A 19,094-nucleotide genomic window follows, 5' to 3' on the forward strand; every position below is an offset into this window, starting at 1 on the left:
GGTCAGTGACTGCTCACTGGCAGATCACCGGACCAGCCGAGCGGGCCCGGCTTGGCCGCCTCCAACTGCACCAGGCTGATGGCCCGCTCCCAGAAGCCCCCCTCGCAGTAGGCGAAATAGAAGTGCCACAGCCGGATGAAGTCCTGGCTGTAACCGAGCCTTGGCAACTCCGGGGCCAGCGCCAGAAAGCGCTCGCACCAGTGGGCCAGGGTGCGGGCATAGTGGTGGCCGTGATCGTGCAACCGCACCAGTTGCATGTCGGTCTCCCGCGCCAGCAACCCCGCCATCTGGGAGACGCTCGGCAGGCAGCCGCCGGGGAAGATGTAGCGCTGGATGAAGTCGACACCGCGCACATACTGGGCGTGGCGCTGATCGGCTATGGTGATGGCTTGAATGAGCAGGCGGCCGCCGGGTCTGAGCAGACGCGACAGCTGGCGGAAGTAGTCCGGCAGGAAGGCGTGCCCCACCGCCTCTATCATCTCGATGGAGACCAGCTTGTCGAAGCTCCCCTCCAGCTTGCGGTAATCCTCCAGCAGCAGGGTGATGCGATCCCCCAGCCCCTCCCGGGCAATCCACTCTTTTGCGTAATCATGCTGGGCCTGGGAGATGGTGGTGGTGGTCACCCGGCAACCGTAATGGCGGGCGGCATAGACAGCCAGGCCACCCCAGCCGGTACCTATCTCCAGCAGGTGATCCTCCGGCCTAAGCTCAAGCCGCTCGCAGATGGTGCGCAGCTTGGCCTGCTGCCCCTGCTCCAGGCTGGCCTCGGCGCTCGGGTAGATGGCGCTCGAATACTGCATGTGGCTGTCGAGGAAACCCTGATAGAGGGTATTGCCGAGATCATAGTGAGCGGCGATGTTGGATCGCGAGCCGGTAAGAGTGTTTCGATTGAGCCAGTGGCGCACCTTGTTGAAGGGGAAGCTGAGCCAGCCGAGCCGCCGCTCCAGGGTGTCGAGCAGCGTCAGGTTGCGCGCCAGCAGCCGCACCAGGGCCACAGGATCCGGGCTGGTCCAGAGTCCCTCCACCCAGGTCTCACCGGCGGCAATGCTGCCCCCCAGCAACAGGCGGCGATAGAAGGCCGGATCCTGCACTATCACCTCGGCATGGAGATCTGTGCCCGCCACCCCGAAGCTGTGGCGCTCGTTGCCGTCCCGCAGCAGCAGTTGCCCCTGTTCGAGGCGTCCCAGCAGGCTGAGCAGCAGTTGCCTGGCCCCCTTGTCGATGAAAGAGGCTGAACTTGTTGATTGCACCAGTTCCATTAGCGAGTCTCCGGATGGCTGAAGATAGGTGTTCGTTTGATAAAAAGACGCAGGGCCTGCCAGTAGATACCGAGCAGCACCTTGAGGGTCATCCAGGGCCAGCGGGCGAGCAGGGCCACCAGCCCCTGGCGCGACAGCGGCTCGCGGCGCAGCGCCAGGGTGGCGTCGAACAGCTTGGCCTCGCCGGACGTCGGATGACTCTCGATATGGATCAGCGTCTCCTGCGCCGGCGCCCGGATGCGCCAGTGGTAGCGCATGGCCAGCCCCATGAAGGGGGAGACGTGAAAATCCTTGTCATGGGGCGCCAGGGCCGCCAGATCCAGCAGATAGTAGTGGCGCTCGTTCCAGGGGGTGTTCGACACTTCCGCCAGCAGATAGCGCGCCTCCCCCTCCCGGTAGCAGAAGTAGAAGTTGACCGGGCTGAAGTAGAAGCCCAGGCATCGCACGTTGCCAAGCAGCAGCACCCGACCGTCCGGCTCGGCACTGCCGCCAAGGGCGGCCACCTTGTCCCACACCGCCTGCTTGAGGCTGCCCTCGCTGCCACTCAGATAGTCGCTTCGGCGAAAGGAGAGCAGCCCCGCCCGCTCCACGCCAAACCAGCGCCCCTGGCTGAGCCCCGGCAGTTCGTCCAGATCCAGCCCCAGCATGAAGAGGCCGTAAGAGAAGGCGTGGCTGCGCGGCGCGAAGCGACGGTGGCGCACCGAGCCCTGCCAGATGGCGCTGATGGTGTCCATGGTGTCGCCGGCGGCCTTCACAGGCTGGCTCCGAAGCGACTGGCCACGTCCAGGGCGCTGCGCACCCCGTCCTCGTGAAAGCCGTTGTACCAGTAGGCGCCACAGAAATGGGTGTGCTGCCGGCCGCAGATCTCGGCCCGCCGCTGCTGGGCGGCGATGGAGGCCTGATTGAACACCGGATGGTGATAGACGAAGCGGCGCAGCACCTTGCTCTCGTCCACCCGGCCCTGGGGGTTGAGGCTGACGCAGAAGGGTTGCGGCGAGCTTATCCCCTGCAGGATGTTCATGTTGTAGCTCACCAGGGGGCGTGCCTCGTCGTCATCCCCAAGCTGATAGTTCCAGCTGGCCCAGGCCTTTTGCCGCGCAGGCAGGCAGCTCACATCGGTGTGAAGCCAAACGTCGTTGGCCTGATAGGCCATGTCCCCGAGAATGGCCTGCTCCCCTTCGCTCGCATCCGTCAGCAGGGCCAGCGCCTGATCGCTGTGACAGGCGAGGATCACCTCGTCAAACTGCTCCTCCCCGTAGCCGCTCTGGACCAGTACCCCCTCGGCCGTACGCCTTATCCCCTGCACCGGGCAGGCCAGCCGGATCCGCGGCAGCCAGCCTGCGGTGAGCGGGCCTATGTATTCCCGCGAGCCTCCCGGAATGACGTACCACTGGGGGCGGTTGGCCACATCGAGCAGGCCGTGGTTGGCAAAGAAACGCAGGAAGAAGCCCAGCGGAAAGGCGCGCATGTCCGCCAGGGTGGAGGACCAGATGGCCGCCCCCATGGGCAGTATGTAGTGACGGGCGAAGTAGTCGCTGAACTCCCCCAGCTGCAGGAAATCCCCTAGGGTAGGTTCGCTGCCACCGCCGTGGCGCCCAAGCTCCGCCAGCCAGGCGCGAGCCTCCCGGTTGAAGCGCAGTATCTCCGCGACGAAGCGGTAAAAGCGCGGGCTCAACAGGTTGCTGCGCTGGGCAAACAGGGTATCCAGGTTGTGGCCGTTGTACTCCAGCCCCTGGGGGCTCTTGACCGAGAAGCTCATTTCGGTGGGCTGGCGCGCCACCCCGATCCGCTCCAGCAATTTCAGGAAATTCGGGTAGGTGCGATCGTTGAAGACGATAAAGCCGGTGTCGATGGCATAGCTGCGACCGGCCAGGCTGACATCCACTGTGGCGGTATGGCCGCCGAGCAGGGGGGCCGCCTCGAACAGGGTGATGTCGTGCAGCTTGTGGAGCAGAAAACCGGCGCTGAGACCCGAGATCCCGGAACCTATGATGGCGATCTTTTTCTTCATGAAGGGGATCCTTTCGAGATGAGAGTGCGCCCCAGCCGCAGCCAGAGCCCGGTCGGCAATGCCCCCAGCAGGCGCAGCAGCCAGATGAAGCGACGGGGGAAGTGGATCTGGTGACGACCGGCGGCCAGCCCGCCCATGATGGCGCGGGAAGCCTCCTCCACCGTCACCAGACAGGGCATGGGAAAATCATTCTTCGCGGTGAGTGGCGTTTGCACGAAGCCCGGGCGGATCAAGGTCACCCCTATGCCCAGAGCCGCGAGATCCAGACGCAGGGTGGCGGCCAGATAGTCGAGGGCGGCCTTGGAGGCGCCATAGGCCTCGGCCCTTGGCAGGGGCAGCCAACTGACAGAGGAGCTGACGATGGCGAGCCGTGACCCTGCCGCCAGCCGCGGCAGGAAGGCGGCCAGGGTGTGACCGGTGGCGACGAGGTTGGTCTCTATCACCCGGGCAAACAGCGCGCTATCAAATCCCTCGGCTACATCCATGTACTCACAGTTGCCGGCGTTAAGGATCAGCAGATCCAGCCTGGGCAGGCCGGCGGCAACCTCTGCCAAGGCGGCGCTGTCCCGTGCATCGAACTGCAGGGGGGTGATCCCCTCATGCGCCAATGCCTGCAGCCGCTCGCCGTCGCGGCCACAGCCCCACACCTGCCAGCCAGAGCGTCGGTAGTCAAGCGCCAGCTGGCGACCTATGCCGGAGGTGGCGCCGGTGATCAGCACACGTCCGCTCATGTCCCCAGCCTCCCCTTGATGGCACGCACCACGGGCCCGAGCAGCGGCAACTGCTCGTAGAGCATGGCGCCGAGATCGAAGTAGTCCCGATGCAGGCAGACCTTGCCCCAGGCATCGAACTGCAGCCGGGTAGCCCCCTCCACCCGCACGGGTCGCCCGCCGGCGATCCTGGGATGGGCGAAGATCATGACCCAGCTGAGCCAGGCCTCATTGCCCTGCTGCTGCCGGCTGGTGATCTCGAAACGGCACTCCTTGAGGCGCCCGTAGAGGGAGGAGAAATAGCGGGTGAGCGCGGCCAGCCCCTCGATGCGGTGGGCCGGATCGATGAACACCACCTGATCGGCATAGATCTCCGGCAGGCGGTGCAACTGATGCTTGTCCAGTTGCAGATAGAGGACGATGAAGTGGGCCAGCGCGTCGTTCATGTTATTTCTTCTCCAGGTCACGGAACATCTCGATGGCCCTCACCCGTGCAACGGCATGATCCACCATGGGCGCCGGGTAGTCCTGCCGCCCCTTGAGCCGCAACCAGTCGTGGGGCTGGTGCACATAGGTGGCTGGCAGATCGGCAAGCTCAGATACCCAGGTACGGATAAAGTCCCCTTGTGGATCAAATCGTTGCCCCTGAGTCGTCGGGTTGAACACCCGAAAATAGGGGGCCGCATCGGCGCCTGTGCCCGCCGCCCACTGCCAGCCGCCATTGTTGGCTGCCAGATCCCCGTCAATCAGCCGGCTCATGAAGTAATCCTCCCCGAGCCGCCAGTGGATATGCAGATCCTTGGTGAGGAAGCTCGCCACTATCATCCTCAGCCGGTTGTGCATCCAGCCGGTGGCGTTGAGGCAGCGCATGGCGGCGTCGACTATGGGGTAACCGGTACGCCCCTCGCACCAGGCGGCGAAGGCATCCGGATCCCAGCTCCAGGGCAGGGCCGCCGTCTCGGGCTTGAAGGGCCGGTTCATGGAGAGGCTTGGCACCAGCACCAGCAGGTGGCGATAGAACTCGCGCCAGATGAGCTCGTTGAGCCAGACGAAACCGGGCTGCGCCTTGGACTGGGGCCGGCCGCCGAGCCGCTGCTGCAAGGCTGCCACGCACTGACGGGGGCTTATGATGCCCGCCGCCAGATAGGGAGAGAGAACGGAAGTGCCCGCCATAGCCGGAAAATCCCGGGTCTCGCCGTAGTCCAGCACCCCCTGATCCAGGAAGGCATGCAGTCGCCGCAGGGCCTCGGCCTCCCCCACGAGCCAGCGGGGATCCGGGGTCGTCTCCCCAAGCGCCTCATCGATAAAGGCCCTCTCGGCGAGCGGCTGCCAGGGCAGGGAGTCGCCCCGCGGCGCCGGGGCTCTGTGGATGACGAAGCCATCCTCATCAAGGGCCTTGAGCCAGGCGCGACTGAAGGGGGTGAAGACCTTGAACATCTCCCTCGAACCGGTCAGCACCCGCCCCGGTGGCAGCACGCAGCAGCCGTTGAGCCAGTGGCAACTCACCTCCTGCTCTGCCAGCGCTGCGGTGACGCCATGGTCCCGGCGCTGTTCGTCAAGCTCGATGGCCTGATTGGCGTAGAGCCGGGTGACGCCGAGCTCGCGGCAGAGGCTCGCAAGCGCGGCAGGCACCTCGGCAAAGGTCTCGACCCGCAGCAGATGAAGCTCTATGCCGAGGGCCGCCAGTTCGAGGCCCAGCGCATCGACCTGGGCCAGGATGAAGCGCTGACGTATGGGGGCCATCTTGTGCTGCCGCCACTGGGTCGGCGAGATGACGAAGAGGGCAGCTACCGGCTCCTCATCGGCGCTGGCATTCCCGCAGCAAGAGCGCAGCGCCGGGTTGTCGGCCAGGCGCAAGTCATTGCGAAACCAGACCAGCCTCATGATTTCTTGCTCCCGCGCCCGCTCAAGCCGCGCGCGGCAGGCTTGTCTGCCATCACCTCGGCCAGGGTCGCCCGCCAGCCGTGGGCGGCCAGCCACTCAGCGTCATAGAGTCGCCCCAGCTCGCCAAAGAGCCGGGTACCGGCAGGCCAGTCGGCGGCCAGCGCCGGCTTGCCCAGCCCGGCCCCCAGCAGCACCCGCCAGGGGGTGGCGGCCCGCCCCTCCAGCAGGGCGACGTGGCGCGGCTCCACCGCCCCCAGCAGTTGCACCTCATAGCCCTGACCTATCAGCTCGTAGGCGCACCAGACCAGATCGAGCGGGCCTACCTGGCCCCAGCTTGCCAGGGTGACCGGCACGCCTTTCTCCTGCTCGATGAGGTGGCGGGCGAAGCGGGTGTGAAGCCAGCCCAGCCACACCTGTTGCAGCAGTTCGCCATCCGGTCGCTCGCGCCACAGGCCCAGCAGCCGCTCCACCAGCGGCTGCAGCACCCGGCTGCGCACCAGCTCGAAGGGGTAGCTCGCCAGCAGGTCGTTAAGCTCGGCCTCCGCCTTGCGCTGGTTGAAGGCGAGCAACGCCTGGCTAAATTGCTCCAGGGTCTGCTGCCAGTGATCGCTCACCGGCTGGAACTGGGGCTCGCTCAAGAGCCCCTTGACCTGGCCTATGCTCACCCCCCGCTCCAACCAGCTCAGGATTTCGCCTATCTGGCGGATATCCTGCTCGCTGTAGAGGCGGTGCCCCTTGTCGGTGCGAGCGGGCTGCACCAGGCCGTAGCGGCGCTGCCAGGCACGCAGGGTGACGGCATTGACCCCGGTGAGGCGGGAGACCTCGCGGATGGGGTAGATCCCCTCGTCCGGCAGAGGAGCAACTTCTTGTGGCAAATCAGACATGACAACGTCCATCAAACAGAGGTATGAGGCTCCCCGACGCAGGGCTTGCGTCGGGGCACAAGCGAATTCATAGCCCGTAACGCAGCTTGAGCGTATCGGGATGGGGATTGAGATAGACCTGCTCCGCGAGATAGGTATTGGGGTATTCCCGCAGGTAGTGGCGGATCAGGGGGAGCGGCACCAGCAGCGGGAAGATGCCGGTGCGGTACTTGTCTATTGTGTCGGCAAGCTCCTGCTTCTGGGCCGGGGTCAGCACCCGCTTGAAATAGCCCTGCAGGTGCATCAGCACATTGGTGTGGCTGCGGCGGTTTGCCCGCAGGGTCAGCGCCGCCATCAGGCCCTTGATGTAGCTGTCGGCCACCTCCTGCAGGTTGGCCTTGCCGAGGTTGCCGAGCAGCTTGCCGAGGGTGCGGTAGTGGGTGGTGGCGTGTGAGAGCACCAGATACTTGTAGCGCGAATGAAAGCGAATGAGGGCGGCGGCGGTGATCCCGCTGGCGCAGAGCTGCTGCCAGTCGTGATAGGCAAAGACCCGCAGCACGAAGTTCTCCCGCAGTATGGGGTCGCAGAGACGCCCGTCCTCCTCCACCGGCAGCAATGGGTTGGCCTCCATCAAGGCCTTGGCAAAGAGACCAATTCCCTCCTTGGCGCTCCCTTCGTTGTTGGCGCCATAGATGCGCACCCGCTCCATGCCGCAGCTGGGAGACTTGGCGCAAAGGATGTAGCCGGAGAGGAAGTCGAGCTGACGGGCTTTTTGCTCACTGAAGGCGATAAGCTTGTCGGTGACGTCGAAGCTGCCGTTGCTCGCCTCGGCCCGCACCTCCCCATGGCGCTTGACCAGGCGGATGGCGGCGCGGGGGGCGCCGAGGCCGATGGCCATCTCGGGGCAGACGGGGTGATACTCGAAGTGAGCGCCAAGATCCCGTTCGCAGAAACTGGAGCGCTTGTGGCCCCCGTCGAACCGCACTTCCTGCCCCAGCAGACAGGCACTGATACCGACCTTGATCTTGTACATGATGACGCCCCTTGTATAAGCATTGAACCAGTTATAGCAGTTATACAAAGAAATGAAAGTTGTATAACTATTGAGGACCGATACGACACAAGGGGGGAAACAGGATCACCGGAAAATAAAAAAGCCCATGACCGGGGTCATGGGCAAGATGGAGGTCACGACAGACAGGGAAATCAGAAGCTGTATTTCACACCCAGGCTGGTGATGGATCCTTTCTGCAGATCCCAGTTGCGATAGGTGTAATCGGCGGTGAGGGCCAGGTTCTGGCTCACCTTGTAGGCGGCACCCGCCTTGAAGTCGTGCATGTCGTCGGTCATGTTGGCGTAGCGATAACCGGTGGAGAGCTCGACGGCGCCGATGTCGTAGCGCAGACCCACTTCGCCGTAGAGGCTGCCGCTGCTCTTGCGGGTGATGTTGTCCCAGCCGCTGTCGTTCACGTTGGAGGCGAGCTCACGCTCCATGCTGTAGCCCATCAGACCCGCTTCACCATACAGGTTCAGGCCGGTGCTGAGGGGAGTGAAGACCCCCATCCCCAGATTGGAGATGGCCATGCTGTCATTGCCGCTGTTGCGGGAGCTGTATTCGGAACCGAAACGGCCGTAGAAGTTGGAGCCGAAGCTCTTGGAGAGATCCAGGCTCAGACCACCGAAATCGCGGTTGTTGCTGTCCTTGCCGCCAACGTAGTCGGACTTGGTGTGTGCCCAGGTGGCAGCACCCTTGGCGTAGCTGAACGCATCTTGCGCCAGAACAGAGGTGGAAGAGAGGCCGGCCAGAACCAGAACAGACAGTGCGAGCTTTTGCATTTTGTTGACTCCGATTGTTGAGTTAGGCGGAACCTAACTGGAATGGAGTCATTGTGACGGGCAAGGGGGGAGGTGCCGAGCGGCAAGCTGTTGCCAAACCATGTCAGATGTAAGCAGATATTGCTGGCGGTTACCGGAGCAACACTCCATGGGGGACGGGCCTGCCCGTCCCCGCCGCGATTCTAGCGGAATTCCACTTCGTCGATCTTCACCCGCACCAGCGGCTTGCCGGTCAGATTGGCCGGACGGGCCAGCTCGATGGCTCGCGACGGACGCTGCTCGCCCTTGCGCAGATAGGATTCCGGCAGACGGTTCTCCCCGACCCAGAAGCGCACCGGCTGGGTCGAGAGCTGCACGCCCTCGGCGCTGAACAGGGTCAGGCTGCCGTTGACCCGCACCACGTTGCGGCTGCCGGTGTTGCTCACCATGAATTGCAGGCGCAGCGGATCCTCGCCCTCCACCTGGTTCAGGGTCACAGTGATGCCGTCCCGGGTCGCCTGGGCGAGCAGGTCGGGATTGGCCAGAGCCTGCTCGGTCAGCACGGGCGCCGCCACGCTGGCCGTCACCGTCTTGCCTGGGCTCGCCTCGGCGGGCTTGACCAGCAGGTATTCCCAGGTGAAATCATCGTTGAGCTGCACCTGACGGCCATCGGCCAGGGTGACCTGGGTCAGGGGCGCGGCCTGGGCCAGCATGGGGGAGAGGCAGAGGGCAAGCAGCAGTCTGGACAAGGGTTTCATGGGCAGATGACTCGATAGGGATGCAGAGGGAGCAGTATAAAGAGTCGGGCTGCCCTTGCCTATGACCCGACTCACGTTACGGGCCGGGCCCGGGATCAGATGACCAGCAGCTGGGGATCTTCCCCCGATACCATGTCCAGGGTCACCAGATCGAACTGGGCGCTCTGCAGCGCCTTCTGGATGCTCGGCTGCATGTCGAACACCAGGGCCCGCATGCGCTGGGGCACCCTGACCCTGGCCAGGGTGGTGACCCTGTCCGCCAGGGTATGGAAGAAGACCTGGGCTCCGTCCAGTCCCATGTCGAACAGCATCTGCTCGGCCATGTCGACCATGCGCAGGTGACGCCGGTCCAGGGATTCGATATCGGAGAAGCGCTGGCTCAGGCAAGCCTCTCCCCCCGCCCCCCACAGGGCCAGCTGGCGCTTGTGGAAGCCATAGCGAAAGTCCCGGTTGGTCATGCCCTGCTCGGCAAAGATCCAGAGGGTATTGGCCGGCACGCTGTCAAAACGCCGCAGATACTCCCGCATCTCCTCCGCCGAGGCCGACATCAGGATAGGGGGGCCGTCATCGTGTTCGAGCTGCTGACAGAGGTAGCGCACCGGATCCGTCACCTCGGCGAGGTGGCCGAGGTGCACGCTGAAGATCATCTCGTCGGTCTTGATCAGCTGATGGGCTATGCCGTAGTGCTTGCAGTAGCGCTTGGCCCGGGCCACCGCCTTGCGGCTGAGGGTCGGGTTGTCCAGGGTGATGGCCCGAAAGCGGACCCCGCTGGCCCGGCACAGATCCATGCTGTAGCAGGACTCCAGTCGGCCGGAGAAGGAGACAAGCAGTTCGCCGTAACCGGCCAGGGTATTGATGAGCCTCTGTTCCCTGGCCTGAAATAGCTGATCGTATCCCCGATTCAGCGCGACTACATTGGCATCCATAACAACGGCTCCGGATGATGAATAGGATGTTATTTTGCGATGACAAAGCTGAATAGACACTTAAAGAATGGGGACAAAGTTGTTCTTTATTCGCTCAAGATGCAAATCAGCCCCCTTAATTCTCCGGGCCCGGCGCAGGGCCCCATCCCCCTCAGGCGGGCAAGTATCCTTGCTCGACCAGCTGCCGACGGCATCCGGGGGCGTCGGTGAACACCATGCCCTGCAGGCCGAGCGCCCGGGCCGCCGCCACATTGGCCGGGCTGTCGTCGATGAAGAAGCACTCCCCAGCCTTGAGGTCGAACGACACCAGCAGATAGCGGTAGATGTCGGGCTCGGGCTTGAGCATCCGCACCCGGGCCGACACCACCTTGCCGCTGAAAAAGCGCCAGAACTCCTGCTGCTCCAGCCAGTCGATGCTGGCATGGCCCATGTTGGAGAGGGCGTAGAGCCGGTGACCGGCACTGTGCAGCGCCTCGATAAGCGCCACCATGGCGGGATCCGGCAATAAAGAAGCGGGCACCGCCTGCAAGATGGCGAGGTTCTGTGCCATAGGCAAGCCGGTGCGCTCCTCTGCCTGGCGGGCCATGGCGTGCAGGGAGAGGGTGCCCCTGTCCACCTCCAGCCAGTCGGGGTGGTTGAACAGCAGCTCCGCCAGGGCCTCGGCGCCATCCGGTCCCCGCACCGAGCGCACTATGCCAACCGGGTCCCAGCTCACCACCACCCGTCCCAGATCGAAGATAATCGCCATCCTCTCGCCTCCCCTCTCATTGACCAGAAAAACGGGACCGGTGTGGCACTCATTAGGCCATGGATCCCGACCACCTACCCTGCCCCGTTCAACGCCCCCGGGCAAGTTTTACTTGCATCGGCGTGCCAAATCCCTTAATGGTTATGACGTTACCTTCAGGACAACATCATGCACACACCATTCTTCTTTGCTTTCTCGTTTATCCGGCCCTCATAAGGGAAGGCCCTGTCGTCGCATCAACAGAAAGCAAAGACGAATCGAGCCTCCCCCAGCGGAGGCTTTTTTTTGCAGCAACCACCACAGAAGATTTGGATAGGGAACCACAATGGCTACGCTCGACGAGATCAGACAAGACATCACCCAGTTGGATCAGGAGCTGCTCGCCCTGCTGGCCAAGCGCAAGACCCTCAGCATCGAGGTTGCCCGCGCCAAGCAGGCCAATCCCCGTCCCATCCGCGACACCCAACGGGAACAGGACCTGCTGGTTGCCCTGATCCAGAAAGGGCGTGCCCTCGGGCTGGATGCCCAGTACATCACCCGCATCTACCACACCATCATCGAAGATTCCGTGCTCTCCCAGCAGGCCTATCTGCAGAGCCTGCTCAACCCCCAGCAGCAGGAGCCCATGACCAGCGTCGCCTACCTGGGCCCGCGCGGCTCTTACTCCAGCCTGGCCGCCCGCAAGTACCTGGCGCGCTACAAGGATCAGGTGATAGAGGTGAACTGCCAGAACTTCCGCGAGGTGCTGGACACCGTGGAGTCGGGGCGCGCCGCCTTCGGGGTGCTGCCCATAGAGAACACCAGCTCGGGCTCCATCAACGAGGTGTATGACGTGATGCAGCACACCACCCTCTCCATCGTCGGTGAGCTGACCTACCCCATAGAGCACTGCATCCTCACCGCAGTGCCCACCGAGCTGTCCCGGATCAAGACCTTCTACGCCCACCCCCAGGTGTTCCAGCAGTGCTCCCACTATCTGAGCAAGCTGGAAGGGGCGCGCCACGAGATCTGCGACTCCTCCTCCAGCGCCATGATGAAGGTCAAGGAGCTGGGGAGCCCGGATGCGGCCGCCATCGGCAGCGCCGCCGGCGGCGAACTCTACGGCCTGGACGTGCTGGCCGAGCAGCTCGCCAACCAGAAGGAGAACTACAGCCGCTTCATCGTAGTGGCACGCAAGCCCATCGACGTGGCACCGCAGATCCCGGCCAAGACCACCCTCATCATGTCCACCTCCCAGAAGCCGGGTTCCCTGGTGGAGGCGCTGCTGGTGCTGCGCAGCCACGAGATCAACATGACCAAGCTGGAATCCCGTCCGGTGCAGGGCAATCCCTGGGAAGAGATGTTCTATCTGGATGTCTCCGCCAACCTGCAGACCCCGGCCATGCAGGCCGCCCTGCTGGAGCTGACCAAGATCACCCGCTACGTCAAGGTGCTGGGCTGCTACCCAAGCGAAGACGTCAAGCCGACCGCAGTGCCGCCGGTACTGATGGGCAGCTAAGCCACCCCGAACGGCAAGAGGCGAGCATCAGGCTCGCCTCTCTCTTTTCTGCCGCCCCACCCCCGCGGGAGGCGCCACAGCCACATTTACCGCCATCGGCCACCCCAGTCCCCCCGACTAATCGTTTGATAAAACTGAACGATATACTTCCATCATTCACTCTAATTATACGACTCAGGCCGCCAACCGGGCCCCAGACTCAAGCTGACGGGGAGCCACCCCTGGTCCTGCCCCCAACCGACCCGGCCCCCGGACAACAAAAAGGCGAGCCCATGGCTCGCCTTTGTCTGTGCTGTGATGACCGCCGGGCTCATGCCGGCGTCCGCTCGGACCCGCCCTAGAACTGACCTGCCATCAGCTGGTTCAGGTGATAGAGGTTGCGGGTATCGAGCTCCAGCTCGGTGGCATAGGTGTTGCCACGGGGATAGGTCGCCACCACACGGGCACCGCGCACCATACCGGCCACAGACACATCCAGGGAGTTGGAGGTCTGGGTCAGGTCCTTGTAGCTGCTCTGGCCGCGCACCTGCTGGCCGTTGAGCTGCTCCGCCAGCTCCCGGTAGGCATCCATCTTGGACGCCCGGATCGCCTGCAACATCTTCTCCGACTGGGAGGGGCCTGGCTGGATGTCGATCACCGCGTAGCCCACCGCCTTGAGCACAGGGAAGTCATCTGGCTTCTCGGCCACGTCATAGTTCACCACCCGGTTGCCGCTGCACGCCGTCAGCAAGAGGGCCATCATCAGGCCAAACACGATTCTCATGGCTGTCTACTCCTCAGGGGGTCAGGTTGACCAGATGGCCGGACGCGCTCTGGCCGCCACGCATCAGATAACCCCGGTTGACCGATGCCCGGCCAAAGGAGTTGCTGGCGCCGGACAGATATTGTTGCGGGATCAGGCTCTGGGCCGTGGTCTCCACCATCTTGGTACGCAGATCGATGATACGGGCATTGACCAGGATCCCCTGCTGATTGCGGCTGAAGGTGCCGGTCAGGATCCGGGAGATGGGCAGGCGGGCGGAGAGATCCCGGTAGTTGCGGCTCATCACGAAGTCGCCACTGGGGGTCACTTGAATGCTGCCCGTGGTCTTGAAGTCCACCACCACTTCCCCGCGCCTGTTCAGCTCGTAGATGAAGCTCTCCTCGATCTGCAGACCCATCCAGTTGGTGTCTTTCAGGGTGTCGAGATCGACGAAGGAGGCGACGGCGATGGGCTCGCTCAGGGTGGTGAGCGACTTGCGCTCCATCAGCTGATCCGTCATGCGGGCCACCAGCCAGTTGAGCTCCATCCCCTTGGCCGCCTGCCGGGGATCCCCTTGATCCCGGTTGATGGGGTCGGCCGAGCCGCAGCCGGCCAGCGCCAGCGCAACCGCCAGCGCCGTGATAATTCTGTTCATGGATACCTGTTCCTGTATCTACACCTGACTTGTTATCGGTCGCAGCGGCCAACACTTGAGACGGGAATGCGCGAAGGATCACCCGATGATCCGCCAGAGGGCCCTGGGCGGCGCCAATAAAGAGGCTGGGACCGGGCAATGCGGCGACCCGCGCACTCTTTCACCGGAACAAGGCATGGATCTTGCTTTTATTTGCGCACCCGGTGCAAACCAGGCCAGTGTCCATGAAGCCGCTCACCCGCCCCCTCGGGCGCAAGAGGGGTTCGTCTATTCAAGGTGTACGTTATGAAAGTTGTGCTGCTGTCAACCCTGTTGCTGGCCAGTCTGTCGGCCCGCGCCGAGCTCATCGAGGCCCAGGGCAGTGCCGCCATTCTGGGAGGCGACGAGGTCTATGCCCGCGAGCAGGCGACCCGGGATGCGCTGCGCCAGGCCCTGCTGGCCAGCGGCGCGTCCGTCTCCAGCATCCAGCGCCTGGAAAACGGCAGCCTGCGCTCGGAGCAGATCCAGATCCGCTCCGGCGGCGACATTCGCCAGTACCGCCTCAAGCGCGAGGAGGTGCGCAACGGCCGCATGTACATCACGCTGGTGGCCGACATCCAGGCCGAACGCCAGATCTGCCAGACCCAGCACTACGCCAAGGATTTGACGCTGGTGCGCCTGCGCATGCGCTACCCGGATCAGGCGAGCACCGGCGCCCTCGACGACATGCCGGCGGATCTCTCCCGCCGCCTGTTCGAGACCCTGGCGGCGGCGCCCCAGGGGGTGGTCGCCCGCCAGTGGCTGGACGAGAACCTGCGAATAGATCCGCTCCACCTGCAGCAGGGGGATCGCAGCGCCCTTGAGGAGATCAAGGCCCTGAGCCTGCGCACCGACAGCCAGTATCTGGTGCTCGGCAGCATCGACGATCTCTCCCTCGAGCCCCAGGGCAACCAGCTGACCAGCTGGTATAAGGATCCGATCCGCAACTTCCGCATGCAGCTCTACCTGTTCGACGGCATCAACGGCAGCCTGCTCGGGCGCAAGGAGTATCAGGGCCGCGCCAACTGGACCTTCTCCAAGCGGGAGCTGGTGGGCAGCAACAGCGGCCAGTTCTGGCAGTCCAGCTACGGCCAGGAGGTGAGCTACCAGCTGAAGGAGGCGGCCCAGGACATCATCGCCGAGCTCGCCTGCGCCCCCGTCACCGCCCGCATCGTCGCCCAGCACGAACGGGGCCCCCACATCAGCCTGGGCCGTCGCAACGGGGTCAAGCTCGGGGATCAGTTCCGGGTCCAGCACAGCGCCGACTTCATCGATCCCTACGGCAAGTCCAGGGTGATGCGCAACCCCGCCGACGGCCTGTTCGAGGTGGTGCAGGTGTTCGAGGATGGCGCCATCATCAGCAGTCAGAACAAATATTCGCCGTTTAATGTCCAAATCGGCGATCTGGCCGTATTGGAATAGGAATCAAGGGTTTAAAAGCACAATGCTTCTTGTATAATGCCCGCCACAAGGTTCCCGTAGCTCAGCAGGATAGAGCGGTCCCCTCCTAAGGGACAGGCCACTGGTTCGACTCCAGTCGGGAACGCCATATAAAACAAGGGGTTGGCATCATCATGGTGCCAACCCCTTGGTCGTTCTTGGCTCTGGCGTACTTGTTGGCGTACTTGTTTAACTAGCCATGCTTTTTAGCGTACTTGCACCACCCAATGCAGAGCCATGATCCACAACAAACCCAACCACAGAGATGATACGTAAATGGAGTGCTCCGTTATCCCCTCGGACCCTCGATATCCTGATGGGGTTAAGGGGATTGCATGATGAACTGGTATTCCCTTCTCCCAGAGATCAAGTACCGCTCTGTGACACTGTGCTGACGATGTTCCTGAGAAGAGCCAAGGCACAAAGCTGTACCCTAGGCCAGCATAGCAACAGCACACGGTTTTCGTTCCAGCTTCCGGGATTGGTGTAGTGAACAAGGTTAATGCACAGGATTTGTGCCGAACGAGCGCTAATCCATACGGTTCAGAATAAGGTCGAAGCGGCATACCATCGCACTGGCTTACTGGATCAGCGTCGAGCCATGATGGATGCCTGGGCGAAATTTGGTGTTGGTGATTTACAGACCGAATAAGTAGGAAGCGGCCTCGATAGGCCGCCTCCTTTTTGATAGTTTCCGGGCCAGCTTCACCTCATCGTGCTTCATCCTTGAATCTAAGCTCATCGCGCATCTTAATCCCCTCTTCCATGCCATTGTTCGCTGCCAGTTGTCCCGTATTGCATAAAAGTGAGCGGCTACAAACCATTACTAGGGATAGGTTGTAGTAGTCTAATCATCCCGGACACCATTTTAGGTGGTACAGTCGCCACCATGACTTGAGGTGTTCAATGACAAGATTACGTCGCTCATTTACTGCTGAATTCAAACTCGAAGCCGCATCCCTGGTACTCGACCAGGGATACTCTGTCCCCGAAGCCAGCCGTTCACTGGATGTCGGTGAAACCATACTTCGCCGATGGGTTCAGCAGCTCCAATCCGAACGAACCGGCACCACCCCAATCGGCAAAGCGCTGACCCCGGAGCAGCAGAAAATCCAGGAGCTGGAAGCCCGCATCAACCGGCTCGAGCGCGAAAAGGACATTCTAAAAAAGGCTACGGCTCTCTTGATGACGGACGAGTTCAAACGTACGCGCTGATAGACCGATTAAGGGAGCAAGCCCCTATCACTCTGGTCTGCTGCGCTTTCGATGTTCCAACATCCTGTTTTTACGACTATCTGGCCCGCAAGCTGACGATTAACCGTGAGCGGATGCAGCAACGCAGCGAGTTGCGCCGTTTGTTCAAAGAGAGCCGGAACTCAGCGGGCAGCCGCGCCTTGATGTCGATGATGCGAGCGCTGGGGCATCAGATTGGCCGATTCAAAGTGCGCAGTCTGATGAAGGAGGTCGGTCTGGTATCCAAGCAACCGGGCGCTCATCGCTATCAGGTCGCCCGGTCTGAACGACCGGATATTCCCAATCTGCTGGCCCGTGAATTTGATGTCCAGCAGCCCAATCAGGTGTGGTGTGGCGATATCACCTACGTCTGGGCAGGTGGTCGTTGGAATTATCTGGCGGTGGTGCTCGACCTTTATGCCCGCCGAGTCGTGGGCTGGGCGATGTCTGACAAGCCTGATGCAGAGCTGGTAATAAAAGCGCTCGAGATGGCCTATCAGCAGCGGGGTTGCCCATCAGGTGTGCTGTTTCACTCCGACCAAGGCAGCCAATATGGCAGCCGGGCATTTCGGCAGCGGCTGTGGCGCCATCGCATGACCCAGAGCATGAGTCGGCGTGGCAACTGTTGGGATAATGCACCGATGGAGCGGTTGTTCAGGAGTCTGAAGACAGAGTGGCTCCCGACAACGGGATATATGAACCTGCGGGAGGCGAAGCGGGATATCAGCTATTACCTGATGGATTACTACAACTGGCGGCGTCCACATCAACACAATGACGGGATCGCGCCAGCAAAAGCCGAGGATCGGCCTAACCAAGTGTCCGGATTTAGTTGACCACTATAGTCTCGTCAAAACGAGGAGACTTGGGATTAAGCCAGTCATAGATAGTAGACCTGGCCATACCAATCTTGTTGGTGAGGTCCTTGATGCGCAGGACTTTTATGGTGTTGTTCATTGCGTACTCCTGATGATGTGGATTGCGTCATCAGAAGGGCGGGCCAGTGAAAAAAAACAGCTCTGCTCAGGTACGAGGTATAATCAGCGACAGACATTACGGATATAGCTATATGCGCACCAAAGGGCTGCAGATTTCTATTTCCTCAGGTGCTCGGTTCTGGAATGGATCGTTTAGTGAGGAGTGGCTAGACTGCCCCCGAGCAGGCCATCCAGCCCCCCCACATAGAGGAAGTGAGAGGGAAGCCTATGGGAGGGGGGCGGGGACATAATTCACTCACTCCTGCACGCACATAATCAACTAAAGATCAACCTAAAACAGTCTGAATTTCAACTTAAAAGCCATCAAAAATCGACCATTTACACCTTAAAATCTACATAGTAACATCCATTTCGCTTGGTTTGGTGCAGAGCCTTTTGCTATCGGCGCAAGCATGGATGGGACTCGCTAGAGGCGCCCTTGCTTTTGGCTCCCGAGGGCGTGGTAGATATCGATGGTGGTGAGGTTGAGATGGCTGAAGTGACGTGGAATACGAAAAAAGAAGAAAGAGAAATTATGTTTCTTTATGATCTTTTCGCTGATGATGCTGGGTGGCGAGGGCGGCGAAACAGAGATGTATCGATGCCTGCGATTGAAGTTGCTGCTAAAAAACTCGATTCATTCATATTAGGTGTTCTTAACGACAGAGATGAAAGGCGTTTCTTGATTAGCAAGCTAAGAGATATGAAACTATGCACAAGAGGCGCTCACTCCGAAGAGCCTTCTCAAATAAAGAGTTTGATGAAAGAAATTTTTGACTGCTGCAATTTAAGCTCAGAAGCTTTTGATTGGATTTCACCCGAAAATCAACGCCTATGTAATTTTTTATGGGCATGTTTAAGAATATCTCATTCAAGCCTCTCTGGTATATTGACATACAAGCAAGCATTGAAAATACCCGATGAGTCTGATGAGGAGGCGCAAGATCAACGACCGGTGATTGACCTTTTGGGTACAAAATCAAATCATCGATATTACCTTTATGATCAGCTTGGGCTACCTAAATTTGCGAGCGACAGTCATACGAAGAAAAATTGTATTGTTCGCTTCTTTGACTTATGGAATTCATCCAGAGAGAAAAAAGAAAAACAAATGGAAGCATTCTCGCATGCTTGGAACAAAATAAAAAACAAGTCCAAGATGGTTGACTGGTTAAAAAAAAATGATGACATGGCTGGATGGGCGTGGAACTATACCGCAAAGACATATTTAAGTCTCAAAATCCCAGCCTGGGTAGATTTGTCAAACTCTAAAAAGGATGAAAAAGAGGCTCTGATTACGCTGTACGATCTACTCTCAGTCGAACACCGAGCAATATGGATGGCCTCTTTAAACAAGAGCGGCGCCCAACAAAAATATCGAAAAAACTCTAGCGATCGCAAAGCCATGGGCATTCCGCTTTCTGAAGAACATAAAGGAATGCTCAAGAAAATGGCGAAGGACTCTAACCTCAGGATCTATCAGGTAGTAGAGGATATGATTGAAAAAGAGTATCTGCATCGCTATTCAAACCAACTAGAATAAAGTAATCCCAATCG

General features: G+C 60.9%; 19 protein-coding genes, 1 tRNA gene and 1 other annotated feature. Of the genes, 5 read left to right on the plus strand and 15 right to left on the minus strand.

The genetic code is table 11. From position 1 onward, the window contains the following. Positions 1-2 precede the first annotated feature (2 nt). From OC537_RS11485 to OC537_RS11540, 12 genes are all read right to left on the minus strand, one after another. A complete protein-coding gene (locus tag OC537_RS11485; RefSeq protein ID WP_262111371.1) occupies positions 3-1,259 on the minus strand; it encodes an SAM-dependent methyltransferase in 1,257 nt (418 codons plus the stop codon). Next, entirely contained in the window at positions 1,259-1,993 is a 735-nt protein-coding gene (locus OC537_RS11490; RefSeq protein WP_262112212.1) for a DUF1365 domain-containing protein, read from the minus strand. The genes OC537_RS11485 and OC537_RS11490 overlap by 1 nt, the downstream gene beginning before the upstream one ends. A gap of 17 nt (positions 1,994-2,010) precedes the next feature. Next, a complete protein-coding gene (locus tag OC537_RS11495; protein WP_262111372.1) occupies positions 2,011-3,270 on the minus strand; it encodes an NAD(P)/FAD-dependent oxidoreductase in 1,260 nt (419 codons plus the stop codon). Beyond that, on the minus strand, positions 3,267-4,001 hold the full coding sequence (locus OC537_RS11500) for an SDR family NAD(P)-dependent oxidoreductase (RefSeq protein WP_262111374.1): 735 nt from the start codon (positions 3,999-4,001) through the stop codon (positions 3,267-3,269). The genes OC537_RS11495 and OC537_RS11500 overlap by 4 nt, the downstream gene beginning before the upstream one ends. Further along, complete coding sequence (locus OC537_RS11505; protein WP_111909883.1) at positions 3,998-4,426, minus strand: nuclear transport factor 2 family protein; 429 nt, start codon at positions 4,424-4,426, stop codon at positions 3,998-4,000. The genes OC537_RS11500 and OC537_RS11505 overlap by 4 nt, the downstream gene beginning before the upstream one ends. Before the next feature lies 1 nt (position 4,427). Next, a complete protein-coding gene (gene phrB, locus OC537_RS11510; RefSeq protein WP_262111378.1) occupies positions 4,428-5,864 on the minus strand; it encodes a deoxyribodipyrimidine photo-lyase in 1,437 nt (478 codons plus the stop codon). Continuing rightward, positions 5,861-6,748 carry a MerR family transcriptional regulator gene (locus OC537_RS11515; protein ID WP_262111380.1) on the minus strand — a complete coding sequence of 296 codons (888 nt, stop codon included), beginning with the start codon at positions 6,746-6,748 and terminating at the stop codon, positions 5,861-5,863. Before OC537_RS11515 ends, phrB begins: the two co-directional genes overlap by 4 nt. 67 nt (positions 6,749-6,815) lie before the next feature. Then, on the minus strand, positions 6,816-7,760 hold the full coding sequence (locus OC537_RS11520) for a YbgA family protein (RefSeq protein ID WP_262111382.1): 945 nt from the start codon (positions 7,758-7,760) through the stop codon (positions 6,816-6,818). Positions 7,761-7,933: 173 nt separating this feature from the next. Then, positions 7,934-8,563, minus strand: a complete 630-nt coding sequence (locus OC537_RS11525; protein WP_106886018.1) for an autotransporter — start codon at positions 8,561-8,563, stop codon at positions 7,934-7,936. Positions 8,564-8,745: 182 nt separating this feature from the next. Then, positions 8,746-9,300 carry a DUF3157 family protein gene (locus OC537_RS11530; RefSeq protein ID WP_262111384.1) on the minus strand — a complete coding sequence of 185 codons (555 nt, stop codon included), beginning with the start codon at positions 9,298-9,300 and terminating at the stop codon, positions 8,746-8,748. 95 nt (positions 9,301-9,395) lie between these two features. After that, positions 9,396-10,226 (minus strand): hypothetical protein, encoded by an 831-nt coding sequence (locus tag OC537_RS11535; RefSeq protein ID WP_262111387.1) that lies wholly within the window; start codon positions 10,224-10,226, stop codon positions 9,396-9,398. A gap of 151 nt (positions 10,227-10,377) precedes the next feature. Then, the gene (locus OC537_RS11540; RefSeq protein ID WP_139745390.1) at positions 10,378-10,974 is read right to left on the minus strand and encodes an HAD family hydrolase; all 597 of its coding nucleotides are present in this window, start codon (positions 10,972-10,974) and stop codon (positions 10,378-10,380) included. Positions 10,975-11,138: 164 nt separating this feature from the next. Further along, positions 11,139-11,261: a sequence feature (Phe leader region), on the plus strand. Positions 11,262-11,299: 38 nt separating this feature from the next. On the opposite strand from OC537_RS11540, the gene pheA reads away from it, so the two are divergent. Next, entirely contained in the window at positions 11,300-12,472 is a 1,173-nt protein-coding gene (pheA, locus tag OC537_RS11545) for a prephenate dehydratase (RefSeq protein WP_234567745.1), read from the plus strand. Between the two features lie 337 nt (positions 12,473-12,809). Here pheA and OC537_RS11550 read toward each other — a convergent pair whose 3' ends face one another. Together OC537_RS11550 and OC537_RS11555 are read right to left on the minus strand one after the other, a co-directional pair. Beyond that, positions 12,810-13,235 carry an LPP20 family lipoprotein gene (locus OC537_RS11550; protein WP_163137166.1) on the minus strand — a complete coding sequence of 142 codons (426 nt, stop codon included), beginning with the start codon at positions 13,233-13,235 and terminating at the stop codon, positions 12,810-12,812. Positions 13,236-13,248: 13 nt separating this feature from the next. Further along, positions 13,249-13,869, minus strand: coding sequence for a FlgO family outer membrane protein (locus OC537_RS11555; protein WP_106886012.1), 621 nt, complete (start codon positions 13,867-13,869; stop codon positions 13,249-13,251). 285 nt (positions 13,870-14,154) lie between these two features. Between OC537_RS11555 and OC537_RS11560 the strand changes: the two genes are divergently transcribed. The 3 genes from OC537_RS11560 (at position 14,155) to OC537_RS11570 (ending at position 17,396) form a co-directional block, all read left to right on the plus strand. Next, a complete protein-coding gene (locus OC537_RS11560; protein WP_106886010.1) occupies positions 14,155-15,309 on the plus strand; it encodes a flagellar assembly protein FlgT in 1,155 nt (384 codons plus the stop codon). A 50-nt stretch (positions 15,310-15,359) separates the two neighbouring features. Further along, positions 15,360-15,436: transfer RNA gene (locus tag OC537_RS11565), tRNA-Arg, on the plus strand. Positions 15,437-16,233: 797 nt separating this feature from the next. Continuing rightward, a protein-coding gene (locus OC537_RS11570; RefSeq protein ID WP_262110434.1) for an IS3 family transposase occupies positions 16,234-17,396 on the plus strand; the annotation gives its coding sequence in 2 pieces (ribosomal slippage) (positions 16,234-16,489 and positions 16,489-17,396; 1,164 coding nt in all). Here the strand turns inward: OC537_RS11570 and OC537_RS11575 are convergent. After that, positions 17,389-17,517, minus strand: coding sequence for an AlpA family phage regulatory protein (locus OC537_RS11575; protein ID WP_316044154.1), 129 nt, complete (start codon positions 17,515-17,517; stop codon positions 17,389-17,391). The two genes, OC537_RS11570 and OC537_RS11575, sit on opposite strands and share 8 nt — an antisense overlap. A 459-nt stretch (positions 17,518-17,976) precedes the next feature. Here OC537_RS11575 and OC537_RS11580 point away from each other — a divergent pair, with 459 nt between their 5' ends. Beyond that, positions 17,977-19,080, plus strand: a complete 1,104-nt coding sequence (locus OC537_RS11580) for a hypothetical protein (protein WP_262111399.1) — start codon at positions 17,977-17,979, stop codon at positions 19,078-19,080. Positions 19,081-19,094 lie beyond the last annotated feature (14 nt).

The sequence above is a fragment of the Aeromonas sp. Marseille-Q5825 genome (assembly GCF_946892685.1).
Taxonomy (GTDB): Bacteria; Pseudomonadota; Gammaproteobacteria; order Enterobacterales; family Aeromonadaceae; genus Aeromonas; species Aeromonas rivipollensis.